The sequence below is a fragment of the Actinomadura sp. 1N219 genome, assembly GCF_044326405.1.
GTDB lineage: Bacteria > Actinomycetota > Actinomycetes > Streptosporangiales > Streptosporangiaceae > Spirillospora.
Genome location: NZ_JBIRAY010000018.1, coordinates 66,455 through 80,764 on the forward strand (window position 1 = coordinate 66,455; position 14,310 = coordinate 80,764).

Below are 14,310 nucleotides of genomic sequence, written 5' to 3' on the forward strand. Positions count from 1 at the left end.
CGCGACGCGTCCCTACCCAGGTCGCGCCGGAGTGTGGCCGCAGGCTAGCCGAACGCGGGGCTGTCGCCGGGCGCGTCCGCGTAGGCGGCGGCGTACGGGGCGGCGAACGCGTCCAGCGTCCGGTCGAGCTGCGCCGACCACCAGGACACGAGAGCGGCGGATCCGCGCCCGGCGGCGCCGTCCGCGCCGTCCTCGCCGTCCTCGCCCAGGTACCGGTGCCGCAGCGGCGCCACGTCGCAGAGCCGCTCCCACCACTCCCGGTGCACCGCCGACTGGATCTGCCCGGCGTCCAGCGGGAACGCCGAGCGGTGGCCGCGCACGAACGCCTGGACGCGGTCGAGGTCGAGCCCGCGCTCGTCGTCGCACGCGAACAGCCGCGCCGCCGCCCGCACGACCTCGCCCGCGACGGGACCGGTCGTCAGCGACCCCCAGCCGAGGACCGCCGTGACATTGCCCGACCCGCCGTACCGCAGATGCCCGGCGTGGAACGAGCCGTGCAGATGGCCGACCGTCGTGACCTCGATCTCCGGCGGCTGATGGTCGGCGAACTCGGCGAGCAGGTCGCGGCGCTCCCGCAGGCGGCGTCCGGTCAGCGCGTCGAAGTCGGTGCCGTCGCCGTCGCCGGGGACGTCCCGCAGCATCTCCTCGACCGCGGCGGCCGCGTCGGCGGCGCGCGGCGTCGGGATCAGCAGGCTCTGCTGGACGGGCGGCGTCAGCTGGTCGAGCGCGGCGTGCAGCCGTCCGAGCAGCTCGCCGAGGGCCTCGCACTGGCCGAACGTGAGCTCCAGCCCGCCGCGCCCGCGTCCGCCGACCCACGGCTGCAGGACGTAGCCGCGCCCGGCGGCGGTGACCAGCGTCCGGCCGCCGCGCGCCGGCATCGGCGCGAGGACCGGCAGGCCGGCCTCGTCCAGCGCGGCGGTCACGGAGTGCCGGAACCGCAGGCGGCGGCGGTCGGGCTCGGCGTACTCCTTGAGGAAGAACGCCCCGTCCGCCGTGTCGACCCGCCAGCACCGCCGCCCCGCCCCGACGCCGTCGCCGAGGCCCGCGCCATGCGCGCCCGCGCCATGCGCGCCCACATCATGCGTGCCCGCGCCATTGCGCGCGCCCGTGCCGTCGTGTGGCCTCGCGCCGCTGTGCGCGCCCGCGCCGTCGTGTGGGCTGGTGCTGCCGGGCGCGTCGATCTCCCAGCGCCTCAGCAGCCGTCGTGGCGGCTCGGTGTCAGCACTCTGTGACGTCGGCACCCCGGCACCTCGGCTGCGTCGGACGGACGATGGTCGAATGAATGTTCTACAACGACGCTACACGCCCGCCCCGCACCGCGAAAGTGAAACCACTCGGACTCGCCCGGTTCGCTCGGACTCGCCCGGTTCCGCTCGAACTCGTTCAGGCTCGCTCAGGTTCGCTCGAACTCGCTCGGCTCAGACGCGTTCGAGGACGACCACCGGAATGTCGCGGCTCGTCTTCGTCTGGTACACGTCGTAGTCGGGCCAGACGGCCGTCATCTTCGCCCATAGCGCGGGCTTCTCGTCCGGCGTCGCGGTCCGGGCCCGCGCGGTGAACCTGTCGCCCTTCACCTGGACCTTCACTTCGGGATCGGCCTGGATGTTCTTGTACCAGAGCGGATCGTCGTCGGCCCCGCCGTCGGACGCCACGATGACGTGGGCGTCCCCGTCGAGCTGGTAGATGAGCGGCGTCGTGCGGTCCTTCCCGCTGTGGCGCCCCGTCGTGGTGAGCAGCAGCGTGACGGTGCCCCTCCACTCGTGTCCTTCTTCGCCGTCCGTTTCCTGGTACCGCGCGACGTGCTCTTTCCCGTGCAGCATCGTTCTCCTAGGGGGTCGCGTTCGGCGGATCAAGTACGCGCCGTGCAGCCGGCACGACCTTTCTCCACAACGGCCGAACCCTAGATCGTCTTCCCGGACGGGACGCTCAGATTCCCGCCTCTCCTACCCTGTCCTCGTGGACGAGGCAGAGGTGGCGCGGCGATGCGCAGAGACGATGTACGCACGGGACAAGGTGGCGCAGGACCTCGCCATGCAGATCACCGAGATCGCACCCGGACGGGCGCGGCTGCGAATGACGGTCGGCGACACGATGGTGAACGGCCACGGAATCGCCCACGGCGGGTACGTCTTCCTGCTGGCCGACTCGGCGTTCGCCTACGCGTGCAACACCCATGACGCGGTGACGGTCGCGGCGTCCGCAGAAGTCGTGTTCGTCGCGCCCGCCCGGACCGGGGACGTCCTAGAAGCGACCGCAGTCGAACGCACCCGCTACGGGCGCAGCGGAATCTACGACGTCACAGTGCGCCGCGTCCCCGGCGGCGAAGTCGTCGCGGAGTTCCGGGGCGGGAGCCGCAGCCGCGACGAGCCCGTCCTCGACCCTCCCGCCACCTGACGGCTATCGCCGAGGACGTCTCAGAGGTCGTTCAGGATGGTGGTGAGGTAGTCGGCGGTCCGGTCTGGACGGGCGGCGGTGATGCAGAGGTTGTTCATGGCGCGCATGTACGTGTCGACGTCCGTCGGCTTGTCGAGGTAGAGCGCGCTGGTGAGCTGCTCCAGGTAGACCACGTCGGACAGGCCGGGCTCGGCGAACCGCAGGATCGTGAACGGGCCGCCCGCGGCGGCATGGCCGCCGGCGCCGAACGGCACGATCTGCAGCGTCACGTTGGGCAGCTCCGACATCTCGATCAGATGCTTGAGCTGCTGCCGCATCACCTCGCGTCCGCCCAGCGGACGGCGGACGACCGCCTCGTCCACGACCGCCCACAGCGTCGGCGCGCCCGGCGACGTGAATCGTTCCTGCCGGATCGAGCGGAGCTGCACGCGCCGCTCGACCTCGTCCTCGGCGGCGTCGGAGAAGCCCAGCCGGACGACGGCGCGGGCGTAGTCCTCGGTCTGCAGCAGGCCGGGGACGAACTGCAGCTCGTAGGCGCGCAGCAGCGAGGCCGCCTCCTCCAAGCCGAGGTACACCTCGAACCAGCTCGCCAGGACGTCGCCGTACCGGTGCCACCAGCCGGGGGTGTTGGCCTCCTTCGCCAGCTCCAGCAGCGGCGCGCGCTCGGCGGGGTCGGACACGCCGTACAGGGTCAGCAGATCGGAGACGTCGCTCCTTGAACCCGACCCGGCCGAGCTCCATCCGGCTGATCTTGGAATGCGAACCGCGGATCTCGTAGCCCGCCTGCTCGGTGGAGATTCCGCGCGCCTCGCGCATCCGGCGGAGCTGAGCGCCGAGCAGAATGCGCAGCACCGTGGGCCCGCCGCGGCGGGGATAATCGATCAGCCGTCCGGCCGGATCACCTTCGGACGGAGGTGTGGGGGCAGCTGAATCCTGGGCCAAGGGGTCACCAGCCAGTCGACGGTCTACTTCGGAGCACTCAACGGCACCGCCCTATGTTAGAGGATGGGACGGCCTTTTTGGGAAGTACGAATAGCACCTCGGAGGCGTAAGGTCGCCGCCCGGCCGTCCCGGTGCCGACCGGCGGATACGGCCTGTGACCAGTGCTGTCAGTGGCTGACCGGCTGCGGAACGTGGCGAACCCCGACGGCCCTGCGAACGGCTGATCATTTCTCGGCGTCCGGGTCGCCGATGGTGCACGAATTGGCCTGTGTTCTCCGGCGCCGCGGACGGCCAATCCGGAGACTCGGCCATTTCGTGTTCCACCGGTATGACGGCCGAATGAAGGATCTCCCGCATTCCGGTGAATATTCGGGGACCCGCCGTCATGCAGATCATGCCAGAACCCCGTGTGCACTGAGGCCGGCGCGGCGGGCGGGTGATGAAGCTCTCGTCCGGCGCGGGTGAGTTCTGGGACGGACGAGACGTTTCATTGTTCAGAGAGGCGATCATCATCGTCGCCACTCCGCACCGCAGTCGCCTCACCGCCGAGGCGACCGTAACAGGGGGAGTCATGAACGCAACTCGTGAGAGACCGGAGATACGCTTCCTGACCTCGGGCGACGTCACGGCGCACGAACGGGCGGCGGCGGAACGGGCCGTCCGGCGGGCGCTGGGCTCCGTGCACGGCGTCTCGTCCATTCAGGTCACGCTGAGTGTCGTGGCCGACCCGTCGCTGCCGCGCCCCGCGCTGGCCCAGGCGGTCGTCGACCTGGACGGCCGCCGCGTCCGCGCCCAGGCCGCCGCGCCGCGCATCGTCGAGGCCATAGACCTGCTCCGCGAACGCCTGGCGGTCCGAGCGTCCACCCTCCAGGCACGCTGAGCGCGCCCCGCCCCGCACTCCCTGACGGCGGCGCCCCACACTCCGGGCCCGCCGCCAGGGAACAGGCGTCCCGGCACGAAGACACGAACCCGGCCAGCACGAGCGAATCACCGGCCTCCGCCGCACCAGGCGACAACAGGTCGCCGTAGATCGAGCACGTCCACGCTGAGCCCAGCGACCCTGCCGGGCCACCGCGCCCACCATCACCGAGCGGGCCAGTGGACGGGGGCCCGTTCGGGGCGGTCCGGCCCGGGGCCGGTGCCGGGCGCCGATCGGGTCACCCTCCACCGCACCAAGCGGCAACAGATCGCCGTAGATCGAGCTCGCCCGGCCTGAGCCCAGCGAGCTGCCGGACCACCGCGCCGAGCATCACCGGTCGGGCCAGTGGACAGGGCCGGCTCGGGGCAGTCCGGCCGGGGCCGCTGCCGGGCGCCGATCGGTGGCGGGCCAGGCGGCATGCCGGCGGGCGGCGGCGGCCCCGAGCGGGCCGGTGGACGGGGCCCGGCGAACGGGGACCGGCGGCCAGAGGGGTGGGGGAGCGTGGGCTGAGTAGGACGGGACGGCGAGTCAGATGCTTGCCGCGGTCTGCGCGGCGGCCCCTCCTGCTGCCTTCGCCTGCCGAGGCCCGAGTCAGCCGCCCGCTCACCTGCTCGCCGTCGCCGAGGAGCGGGAATTAGAAGGCGAGCAGAAGGACGGCGGGGCTCGACCAGCGCGGGCCGGAGGAGACGGCGGCGAGGCGCTCGAACGAATCTGCCCGGCCGCCCGACGCCTCGCTGGCCCCAAGCACGGCATCACCTCACATCGCGTCACGTCCGGCAGGCCCGGCCGGTCGATCAGCCCAGGAGGTTCGTCGGCCGGGCGGGGGAGGTTCGTTGGTTGGTTGAGGGCTAGAGGAGGGTGCGGGCGAGGCGCTCGTACTCGTCGGCGGACGATGCCAGGTCCGGGGTGAACACCGTGACGCACACGTGGTCGGCGCCCGCGTCCAGATGGTCCTGGATTCTGCTCCGGATGGCGTCTTCGTCGCCCCAGGGGAAGCAGGCGTCGATGACCTCGTCCGACCCGCCGCCGGCGAGGGCCGCGTCGTCGTAACCGAGGTTCCTGAGCGAGCGGACGTACGGCGAACCGGGAAGCTCCAGCATCTGCGTCCCCCTCGCGATGCCGCGCGCCTTCTCCGGGTCCGTCTCCGGGATCGCGGTCTGCATGACGACGAGCAGTTTGTCCGGGCCGAGCCGCTCGCGGGCCAGCCTGGTGTGCTCGACGGGCATGGCCGCCGGGAGCGCGCCGTCCGCCTTCTCCCGCGCCACGTCCTGCATCTTCGGTCCCAATGCCGCGACCAGCCGGGGGAACGGCACCTCGGGCGTCGGCGCGGCCTCAACCGCCGCGTCCATGTCGTCCAGATACTGGCGCATCCGGTTCAGCGGGCTCGTCCACTTCTGCCCGCTCTGCTCGACGATCACGCCCATGCTGACGCCGACGCCGAGCGCGAGGCGTCCCGGGTAGGCGTCGGCCAGCACGGACGCGGCGCCCTGCATGGCGGCCGGATGCCGCGCCCAAAGGTTCGCGACCGCCGACCCGAGCACCACGTCCCGGGTCGCGGCGAGCATCACGCTCAGCTGCGTGAACACCTCGCGGCCGCCGATGCCCTCGTTCACCCAGATCGACCCGTAGCCCGCGTCCTCGATGCGCCGCGCCGCCCGCCGCCATTCCTCGGCGGGCGCGATGGGCGTCATGAGCCCCACGCCGATCCGTCCCAGCCGCTTCCTCGCCTCGTCCACCGTCGTCATCGGCTCTCCCTATAATCGGAACGTACAACCCGCTTCTAGCGACGTTAGCGGAACGTACGCCCCGCTTGTCAATCCGTGGGAGGGGAACATCGTGAGCGGCCAGCCGCAGCGCGCCGACGCCCGCCGGAATCGCGACCGCATCCTCCAGGCGGCGTTCGAGGCGTTCGCCGCGGACGGCAGCCTCGTCCCGCTCGACGAGATCGCCCGCCGGGCCGGCGTCGGCGCCGGGACGGTCTACCGAAACTTCGCCACCAAAGAGGCCCTGTTCAAGGCCGTCGTCACCGACCGCATCGAGCGAATCATCGCCGAGGCGCACGCCCTCATCGACGCGGACGACGACCCGGCGGAGGCCCTCTACGGCTTCCTCACCTGGGTCGTCGAGCGCGCGATGTTCAACCACGCCCTGTGCGACGCCCTCGCGATGGAGATGGGCGCGTTCGACGAGTCCGGCCAGGACGCGGAGTTCACCACGGCCCTTGACGCTCTGCTCCGGCGAGCCCAGTCCGCTGGCGCCGTCCGTCCGGACGTGAGCGTGCAGGACGTCCGGACTCTCCTGGTCGGCGCCATGCTCATGGAGCGCCTCCGCCGCCGCGACGGCCCCCCGGGACGAATGGCGTCCCTGGCCTGCGACGCGCTGCGCCCCGCAACGAAACGTAACGAAATAGCGGCCCGTAACGAAACGCATTGCGAGCTTTGCGCGACTTCATTCACGCCCGCCGCCACGGGCCGTCCCGCCCGCTTCTGCAGCGCCGCCTGCCGCCAGAAGGCCCACCGCAGGGCGAAAACCACCTGACCTACAGGCGGGTGCGGTATTCCTCAAGGCGTTCGGCGAGTTCTTGCGGTCTGCTGAGCGCCACCGTGTGTCCGCCGGGTATGTCGTCCACCGGAATGCCCAGCCGTTCGCTCACGACGCGGCGCTGGAATTCGAGCGGGAAGAGCCGGTCGTCCCGTCCTTGCAGAAAGACGGTCGGAGTGCTCGGCCAACCCTGAAGCGGCCACGGTTCCGCGAACGGTGTCGTCGACTGCGCTAGCTCGCCCTGGGCGAACGCCTCCGCCGTCACATCCGGTGGGACGTCGTGGAAGAAGATCTCCTTGACATCGAACTCCGCGGACAGAGTGCGCCCCTCCCGCGCCGCGTAGTCGGCCATGGCCTTCGACTGCCCGGTGTTGTCCCACCAGGCACCGCCCGTTTCACCGGGGGACGGCACCATCGCGTTGAGCAGGACCAGCAAGTCCACAGGGACCCGTTCGCAGACGAGCGGGGCAGTGAAGCCGCCCATCGACTGCGCCACCAGGACCACGTCCGTCCGACCGCCGATCGCCTCCACCACGATGTCGGCGTACTCGCGGAGCCCGGCTGAATCATCCCCGGCCGGAAGATCGACGGCGAGGACGTCGTGGCCCCGAGCCTGCAACTCCGGGACGAGCCGATGCCAGTACCACGCCTGCCCGCCTGCGCCTGGGATGAGCGTGTAGGTCGCCATGGGTCTCCGTCCCGTGGGGTGGTCCTTGATGGGAGGACGCTACCGATCGCCCCCGACATTTCCAGAGCGTCCACTCCCAATCTAGGAGCAACCTCCAAGGCGGCCGGACGCAGGACAGACGACGATGCGGCCCCGCGCGGACGCTCGACGTGGTGGAAGAACGACGAGCGGTGCTGGTCGCCCGCGAACTGCGCTTCGGGCTGACAGCGCGCCGCGTCACCTTTCCCTCGAACATCTGTTCGGGCTAGGGTGACGTCTCGTGCTCATCGATGAACCAGTCTCCGCAGAGACGACGCCCACGGGCCGACCGTCCCAGATCACCGGCCCACGCGGCTGCTACCGGGTGCGTCGCGTCCTTGAGGAGTGGCAGGCGCCCGGAGAGGCGAGGTACTACCGCCTCCAGGTCGCCACCCCGGACGGTCCAGCGGTCGCCGAAGTGACCGCAGCCGCGACCTCCCAATGGACACTCCGCCGAGTCTGGGCCTGACCCGCGCAGCCTCCAGGAAACAGCTACCGCGCCTCCGCGCGAGCCAAAATCACCTAGGCAGCCGTAGCACAATGCGATTCACGAAACCCCCACGAATCACCGCCTTGGCCGAACGCTGTTCCTCCAACTCCTCCGGCGAGATTCCGTGAACCGCCGCAAGTGCATGGACGACTTCCAGCAGATCAGAAAGCTCACCGGGATCTCCACTAGCGACGTACTCGCCGGCCTCCTCGTAAAGCTTCGCGCGCAACAGTGCCGCATGCTCATCAGGACCTGCGACGCGGGTCTCCGGTCTCCGCCCGTCCTTCCGGATGATCTCGGGTATGCGATCCCGGACCAGCTTCTCAGCGTGTCCGGTGCCCTCCTTGCCGTGATGCGTCGTAGCGCCTTGGCGCCGGTCCAACGACTGCACCCACTTCACCGCGACCGCCGCCGTCTGGACGAGCTCCGTCCGGAGAGCACGAGGATCCGACTCGGCAAGCGCCTCGAAGAACTCCTCCGCCAGGATGTGACGCCACGTCAACTCTCCGCGCGTCCATGCGGCGGCGCATTCGCGTTTGGCCTCCTCCGCGCTTTCGGTGAACTCCGGCCCGCTCCCGTCCGGGAACTCCTGGACGCCCCACATCCGATCCTGGGCCTCACGTTCAGCCGCAACATCCGCCAGCACCTTCGCCAACGCCCCCGGCACCGAATCGTTCGCCATTCCAGGGATCTCGCTCGAATTCCATGAAGCAGTCACAGAGCGTGCTCCGCAATTGGTTGGAGACAGGTCGAACCGCGGCTAAAAACCCTCCGCGCCTGAAACAGCCGCCCGCCAGACCGCCCCCTCCCGGAACGACCCCACCGAACGACCGCGAGGTCATTGTGCTGCACCCCCGCACGGACGAGCACCTCACTGCTTCGACTTCCTCCCCTCCCTGAGAGCTGTCCGATGGCGTGACCGAAACCCGAGCCTGGTGCCGCGGCGCCACGCCCTCAAACTCCGCGCCTCTCACCGACCGGTCTTAGCTAGTTGTCGCGGCGCTCCCGATCCAACAACCCACACTCCACCCCCTTCGTTCGCACGCCTCCGTCCGTGACCAGGGCTCTGGCTCTGCACCTGGTCTAGGCGGCCCCGACGGCAGGTGCGGGAGTGCCCGGTCCGCCCATCAATCACCCTGAGCACCTGCGGCGATGCCAGCCCGCCAGCCCGAACCGCTCCTCTTCTGCTGCACCCGTTCTGCTGCACCCGCACACCTCTGGGCGCGGCCGAGCTCGGCGTCGGGGACGCCGTGACACTGACTGGCGCCGTCCCTCCGACCGACGCGCTGCGGCGGATGCGGGAACATGACGTGCTCGTCCACCCGTCCCGGGGGGAGACCTTCGGGGTGGCGGTCGTCGAGGCGGTGGCCGCGGGCCTGCCGGTCCTGGTGACCCGCTGCGGCGGGCCGCAGGTCACCCTCGCTGGGGTGGAGGACGCCGCGGGCGAGATGATCGACGTGGACGACGATCCCGAGACGATCGCGGCCGGGTACCGCCGCCTGCACGTGACTGGCACTCCACTCGCGCGTGGCCCTTGCTGCCCGGGCGGCCGGTGCGACGATCTCCGGTCCTCTCATCAGCCACGCCGATCAGCTCATTCGGGCGTCTGGTCCCGGCGCGCCCCAGACCTTCGCCCGTAGCTGGAGAAACACGGGTACGTGCAACGCGGTCGCTGTGAAGTCGGCTGCGTCGTCGTCCCGCTGGTTCGGGTAGCGCTTTCGGACGGGTAGCGGTGGCCGCCGGTCCGGCCGGGGCCGGTGCCCCCGGCGCCGATCGGGGGGCAGGCGGCATGCCGGCGGGTGGCGGCGGTCCCGAGCGGGCCGGCGGACGGGGCCCGGCGGGTGGGGGAGCGTGGGCTGGATGGGCAGCGTTTTGGGATGGGCAGCGTACATCTCGCGGGGTTGTTGCCGCCGTTCGCTGACCGCGCGGGGGGACAGGCGGGTAGCGCGGTGAGGATCTGTGGGTGTGAGGGGCCTGACGACAGCCGCTCTGGGCTGTCGCTCAGGCGAGCGTGTCCGGTCCAGCCTCCCTACCCCCTGTGGAGAAAGGCCGGACCGGGCACGCTCTAGCTGTGCTGACGGCCGGTGCTCCAGCCGTCGCGGGACCGGGTGTCGCCGGTCCCAGGGGTGGTCACGATCGCTTGCCGTTGCCGGACGCCGGCTGGGCGCCTACGGCGACTTTCCATAGGGCGTAGGCGATCGCGTCGGAGCATCGGTCGAGTGCGGTCGTGTTGATGTTGGCGGGGTAACTGTCGCAGGACTGGTGGTAGCACCGGTCGAACGCCTGGTTCGCGGTGCCGCCCCACTTCTGCGCCTGGGCGGCGGACTTGCGCGCCGGAGCGCCGGTGAACAGGAACGTCGTGGCGATCCCGGCGCTGCGGAACGACCCGTCGTCACTGCAGCACTCGGCGACCTCTTCCGTCGGCACGTTGATCGAGTCGAAGTACTCCTTCAGGTTCTTCGCCAGCGGCGAGTTGATGTCGTCGATGAAGTAGCCCGGGTTCGGCGAGCCGACCATGTCGAAGTTGAAATAGCCCTTGATCTTCGTCCGGTCGGTCGCCGACAGGCGGCTCACGTAGTACTGCGAGCCGCGCAGGCCCTGCTCCTCGTCGGTCCACCAGGCGAACCGGACGTGGTTGAGCATGCTGGGCTTGGACTGGGCGAGCTGTAGCGCGACCTCCAGCTGGGCCGCGGACCCGGTGCCGTTGTCGTTGATGCCTGGACCCGCCGCGACGCTGTCGAGGTGGGCGCCGAACATGTAGACGTTGTTGTCGTTTCCGCCGGGCCAGTCGGCGACCAGGTTGGGCCCGGCTCCGCCGCTGCATCCGGACGCGCAGGCCTGGCGGGCCACGGTGAACCCGGCGGCCTTCAGCTTCTGCTCGATGTAGGACACCGACGCGGTGTAGCCGGGGCCCGTGGAGCGGCGGTTGCCGCCGTTGCTGCTGGCGATGGTCTGGAACTGCTGCAGGTGCGCCTTGACACTCTCGACGTTGATGTCAGGCGGCGCCGCCGCTTTTGGGTGACCGCCCCCAACCGTGTAGGCGGTGGCGTCGGTCGCACCCGGGGTGCAGGTGGGCTCACCGGACTGCGCGCCGAGCTGGACGGCGTCCCAGGCCGCCTTGACCTTGTTGAACGACTCGCAGGTGGCGTCGAGGTTCTTCGCCGCGGTCAGCGTCAGCGTCCGGTACCGGCCGTAGCTGGTGCCGGAGGTCTTGAGCATCATCGCGTTGTAGAAGATCTTCGCGGCGTTCATGACGCCGATTCCCGTGACCTGGCCGCCTTGGCAGACCGGGCTGTTCGGCTTGCCGCCACCCGGCTGGGAGCCCTCGGCGAGCAGGTAGAACCAGTGGTTGCCCGGCCCCGCCGCCTTGTGCACCTCCATCTGCGGCACGGACGACGAGTAGCAGTTCGGGTCGTTGTTGACCTGCGACGGGTTGTACATGTTGCGGATCGGGCCCCGCCCGACCAGGTCGACGAGCTCACCGACGGTGTAGTCGGGGGTGTCGGAAGGGTTGTTGAGGGCGTGCTCGACGACCGCGCCCCACACGTCTCCGACGAATTCCTGGGTGCCGCCGCCGGACATGCCGCCGGGGGTGAAGTTGTCCAGCCCGTGACCGAACTCGTGGGCCACGACGTCGGTCGAGGTGATCCACTGGTTGCGCTGGTTGTGGCCGAACTGGGCGTCGGTGCCGTTCCAGTAGGCGTTGACGGCGTTGAGGCCGACCCTCGCCGGGGCCCACTGGTTGTTCCGCAGGCCGGTGCGCCCGAAGGACTTCAGCAGGTCCCAGAAGCCGGCGGACGAGTACATGACGTCCACGCAGCCGGATTCCTTGTCGGTCTTGGACGCGCTGCCCCAGACGTCGTCCGGGCCGGTGAAGACCCGGTTGCCGCTGTAGTCCGCGCAGGACATGCCGGCCCGGTTCGGGTCGCGCATCGAATAGGTGCTGCCGGACTGGGTCGTGCCGATGGTCAGGTTCGGGCCGCCCCAGATGCCGGTGCCCGTACCCGCCTGGATGGTCTCCTGCGCGTCGAACCGCTTGCCGGTCAGCGCGTCGATGTAGACCTTCTTCCGGCTCGGCTGCTCGCCGTCCTGCCCGGACACGACCGTCTCCCACGCCAACCTGGGCTTGGCCAGGGCGTGCACGACCAGGCGCGGCTTGAGCTCGGCCTTGTCCGGCTTGGTCAGCGCGGTGCGGGAGCGTCCCGCGGCGGCGCTCTCGCTCACCTTCGGGGTGGTTCCGACCGCGACCTGCTGGTTCTGCGCCACCGAGAGGGTGCGGACGCGGCCCTTCCCGTCGGTGGCGATCACGAAGTCGCCGCCGACCACGGGAAGCCCGTGGTAGGTGCGCTCATAGGCGACGTAGTACTGGTCCCACGGTGTGCCGACCACCTGGGTCCGGATGTACTTCTCGTCCTTTCCCGTGTACAGGTCGGCGGCGTTCCCGGCGATCAGCCGGTCCGCCGACGCCATCGCGGCCGCCTTCGGATCGGCGCCGGAGCCTCGACTGCCTTCGGTGGACGTCATGGCGGGAGCCGCCATGCCCGTCACCGCGAGCGCGGCGACCACCGTGGTCACCAGGAGATGATTTCTGCGTTTCACAGCCGCATGCCTCCATCAGAGCGGGGGTGAGGCCGCCCCGCGGGGGCGGGGCGGCGGCCGACGCGACGACGGACCGGGGGAGTGGCGGCGCGCACACGGTTTGGGGAGCTGTGCGGCGCGCGTGGCCGGCCGTCGCGTCCTGCAAAGACGAGATTGACACCTCATGAACGCGTGCGGACCATCACATTTGGCCATAAATTCGCGCTATGTAGGCTGAACTGCGCCGTTTCCACTTACTTGGCCAAATTGGTGTGGCGCGCAGCCTCATGCGTGCCATTGCCGATCTGGACGTCTCCTATCCCGCACCGAGTTGCAACGCTCAATATCGAATACATGTTCGATGGCTGCTCTTCTGGTGCGTGCCGTTGAGGGGTGATCTCTGTGATGAGTTCGAGGGCACCGGGCGCGGCCTTCGACAGCGTCACGCCCTGACCTCGCTGTTTGACGCTTTCGCCCGCGCCCGCAGGGTCCTTTCCGACGTGGGCGACCTGTTTGCCACCGCTGGCACTGGTCACGGCAGGGAACGATCTCCGGGCCAGAACGAAGCCCGCCCAGCCGACATCGCGGGTGCTCAAGACCGAGGCAGAGGGACGGCGTCATGAGCACGGGACCGTCCCGCAGCGCGTGTCCGAGGGGGACTGGTTCCTTCGGATGTGGCGGTATGCGGAGCAGGTGCGCGGTCTCGGCCGGCAGAGGTGGGTCTCGACTTCTGGCTCGTGCTCGGAGCGCACGGCGCCCCGGTACTGGCAGATGTCAGGTGGGGACGGAGTGGTCGGGTTCGCAGCTGAGGAGTTCGTGCAGCACGGGCGGGAGTTCGTCCCAGAGCCATTCGTTGAGCGTGCCGGGGAAGTCCGCCGGCGGTCGGATGGCCAGGCGGCCGGGGGCCGCCTCCGCCAGGCGGATCGAGATGGGCCCGTCGTCCCATATCGAGTCGTGGTTCCCCCAGTACGTCGCGAAGTCGACGCTCGTGAGCATCAGCTCGGCGGGCAGGGTGTGCTCGCCCGGGTGCCTGCCCAGGGGCAGCAGCCGCTGCGCGGTCGTGCGGAGGACGTTGAGCGCGCCCAGGTCATGCGGGCAGGCGACGCCGGTGATCTCCAGTTCGGGCAGCCCGAACCGGTACAGGCCGCGGGTGGCGAGGTCGACGCAGGCGCAGCCGTCGATGTCGTCCTCCTTGGCCGTGCAGAGGCCGGAGTTCCGGTAGGGCGGCAGCGAGGCGCCGAGCCAGTTGTCGGCGAGGACGAACTCGTCGAAGCGTCCGAACGGCGTGACGGGCAGGACCTCGTCGGCGGCGACGTCCACGGGGACGCCGCAGAGCGACTCGGCGACGGCCATGGCGGCGGCGCGCGCGAGATGCGGCCCCGACGGGAGGTCGCTGACCGGCAGGACGGACGTGACGCCGACGTGTCGTGTGGCCTGCCGGACCCGGTCGGCGTCATCCTCGTCGGCGCCCGTCACGCCGCTCAGGTCCCAAGGCGAGTCGGCGGCGCGGTGGCAGGTCACCATGAGTCGGGGACTGCCGAGGCGGATCGACACCGCGGCGGCGAACGGGCCGGGGAGCCGTTGCCGGATCGCCGCCGGAAGGTCGGCGGGGTCCCTGTCGGTTGCGACGACGAAGCCGGCGGTCGTCTCATCGGGAACGGTGATCGTGACGGACATGGCGCTCTCCTCGGGCCTTGAACCGGCTGGTGCAGTCCAGCTTCGAGGAGATTCACGAGCGGA

The 14,310-nt window shown here is 70.3% G+C and carries 12 protein-coding genes and 1 pseudogene; 4 read left to right on the plus strand and 9 right to left on the minus strand.

Features of this window, described 5'->3' with window-relative positions:
• Positions 1-44 precede the first annotated feature (44 nt).
• Together ACH35V_RS37105 and ACH35V_RS37110 are read right to left on the minus strand one after the other, a co-directional pair.
• Positions 45-1,241, minus strand: a complete 1,197-nt coding sequence (locus tag ACH35V_RS37105) for a phosphotransferase enzyme family protein (protein WP_395979555.1) — start codon at positions 1,239-1,241, stop codon at positions 45-47.
• A 177-nt stretch (positions 1,242-1,418) separates the two neighbouring features.
• Complete coding sequence (locus tag ACH35V_RS37110; RefSeq protein WP_395979556.1) at positions 1,419-1,820, minus strand: nitroreductase family deazaflavin-dependent oxidoreductase; 402 nt, start codon at positions 1,818-1,820, stop codon at positions 1,419-1,421.
• Positions 1,821-1,956: 136 nt separating this feature from the next.
• Between ACH35V_RS37110 and paaI the strand changes: the two genes are divergently transcribed.
• Positions 1,957-2,394, plus strand: coding sequence for a hydroxyphenylacetyl-CoA thioesterase PaaI (gene paaI, locus ACH35V_RS37115; RefSeq protein WP_395979557.1), 438 nt, complete (start codon positions 1,957-1,959; stop codon positions 2,392-2,394).
• 20 nt (positions 2,395-2,414) lie between these two features.
• Here the strand turns inward: paaI and ACH35V_RS37120 are convergent.
• Positions 2,415-3,210: pseudogene (locus ACH35V_RS37120) on the minus strand (helix-turn-helix domain-containing protein).
• 697 nt (positions 3,211-3,907) lie between these two features.
• Here ACH35V_RS37120 and ACH35V_RS37125 point away from each other — a divergent pair.
• Positions 3,908-4,216 carry a hypothetical protein gene (locus tag ACH35V_RS37125; RefSeq protein WP_395979558.1) on the plus strand — a complete coding sequence of 103 codons (309 nt, stop codon included), beginning with the start codon at positions 3,908-3,910 and terminating at the stop codon, positions 4,214-4,216.
• Between the two features lie 887 nt (positions 4,217-5,103).
• On the opposite strand, the gene ACH35V_RS37130 is transcribed toward ACH35V_RS37125, so the two are convergent.
• Positions 5,104-6,000, minus strand: a complete 897-nt coding sequence (locus ACH35V_RS37130) for a TIGR03620 family F420-dependent LLM class oxidoreductase (protein ID WP_395979559.1) — start codon at positions 5,998-6,000, stop codon at positions 5,104-5,106.
• 91 nt (positions 6,001-6,091) lie between these two features.
• Here ACH35V_RS37130 and ACH35V_RS37135 point away from each other — a divergent pair, with 91 nt between their 5' ends.
• Positions 6,092-6,793, plus strand: a complete 702-nt coding sequence (locus ACH35V_RS37135; RefSeq protein ID WP_395979560.1) for a TetR/AcrR family transcriptional regulator — start codon at positions 6,092-6,094, stop codon at positions 6,791-6,793.
• 1 nt (position 6,794) lies between these two features.
• Here ACH35V_RS37135 and ACH35V_RS37140 read toward each other — a convergent pair whose 3' ends face one another.
• The gene (locus ACH35V_RS37140) at positions 6,795-7,484 is read right to left on the minus strand and encodes an alpha/beta fold hydrolase (RefSeq protein ID WP_395979561.1); all 690 of its coding nucleotides are present in this window, start codon (positions 7,482-7,484) and stop codon (positions 6,795-6,797) included.
• A 536-nt stretch (positions 7,485-8,020) separates the two neighbouring features.
• Positions 8,021-8,674 carry a hypothetical protein gene (locus ACH35V_RS37145; protein ID WP_395979562.1) on the minus strand — a complete coding sequence of 218 codons (654 nt, stop codon included), beginning with the start codon at positions 8,672-8,674 and terminating at the stop codon, positions 8,021-8,023.
• Between the two features lie 421 nt (positions 8,675-9,095).
• On the opposite strand from ACH35V_RS37145, the gene ACH35V_RS37150 reads away from it, so the two are divergent.
• Positions 9,096-9,632 carry a glycosyltransferase gene (locus tag ACH35V_RS37150; protein ID WP_395979563.1) on the plus strand — a complete coding sequence of 179 codons (537 nt, stop codon included), beginning with the start codon at positions 9,096-9,098 and terminating at the stop codon, positions 9,630-9,632.
• A gap of 490 nt (positions 9,633-10,122) precedes the next feature.
• Here ACH35V_RS37150 and ACH35V_RS37155 read toward each other — a convergent pair whose 3' ends face one another.
• The 3 genes from ACH35V_RS37155 to ACH35V_RS37165 form a co-directional block, all read right to left on the minus strand.
• Entirely contained in the window at positions 10,123-12,567 is a 2,445-nt protein-coding gene (locus ACH35V_RS37155) for a M28 family peptidase (RefSeq protein WP_395979564.1), read from the minus strand.
• 257 nt (positions 12,568-12,824) lie between these two features.
• On the minus strand, positions 12,825-13,106 hold the full coding sequence (locus ACH35V_RS37160; RefSeq protein ID WP_395979565.1) for a hypothetical protein: 282 nt from the start codon (positions 13,104-13,106) through the stop codon (positions 12,825-12,827).
• Positions 13,107-13,344: 238 nt separating this feature from the next.
• Positions 13,345-14,247 (minus strand): hypothetical protein, encoded by a 903-nt coding sequence (locus ACH35V_RS37165; protein WP_395979566.1) that lies wholly within the window; start codon positions 14,245-14,247, stop codon positions 13,345-13,347.
• Positions 14,248-14,310: the final 63 nt, after the last annotated feature.

Coding starts and splice junctions, on each gene's coding strand:
- ACH35V_RS37125 (WP_395979558.1), top strand. CDS start 3,908: ATGAACGCAACTCGTGAGAGACCGGAGATACGCTTCCTGACCTCGGGC.
- ACH35V_RS37130 (WP_395979559.1), bottom strand. CDS start 6,000: ATGACGACGGTGGACGAGGCGAGGAAGCGGCTGGGACGGATCGGCGTG.
- ACH35V_RS37110 (WP_395979556.1), bottom strand. CDS start 1,820: ATGCTGCACGGGAAAGAGCACGTCGCGCGGTACCAGGAAACGGACGGC.
- ACH35V_RS37140 (WP_395979561.1), bottom strand. CDS start 7,484: ATGGCGACCTACACGCTCATCCCAGGCGCAGGCGGGCAGGCGTGGTAC.
- ACH35V_RS37145 (WP_395979562.1), bottom strand. CDS start 8,674: ATGGCGAACGATTCGGTGCCGGGGGCGTTGGCGAAGGTGCTGGCGGAT.
- ACH35V_RS37165 (WP_395979566.1), bottom strand. CDS start 14,247: ATGTCCGTCACGATCACCGTTCCCGATGAGACGACCGCCGGCTTCGTC.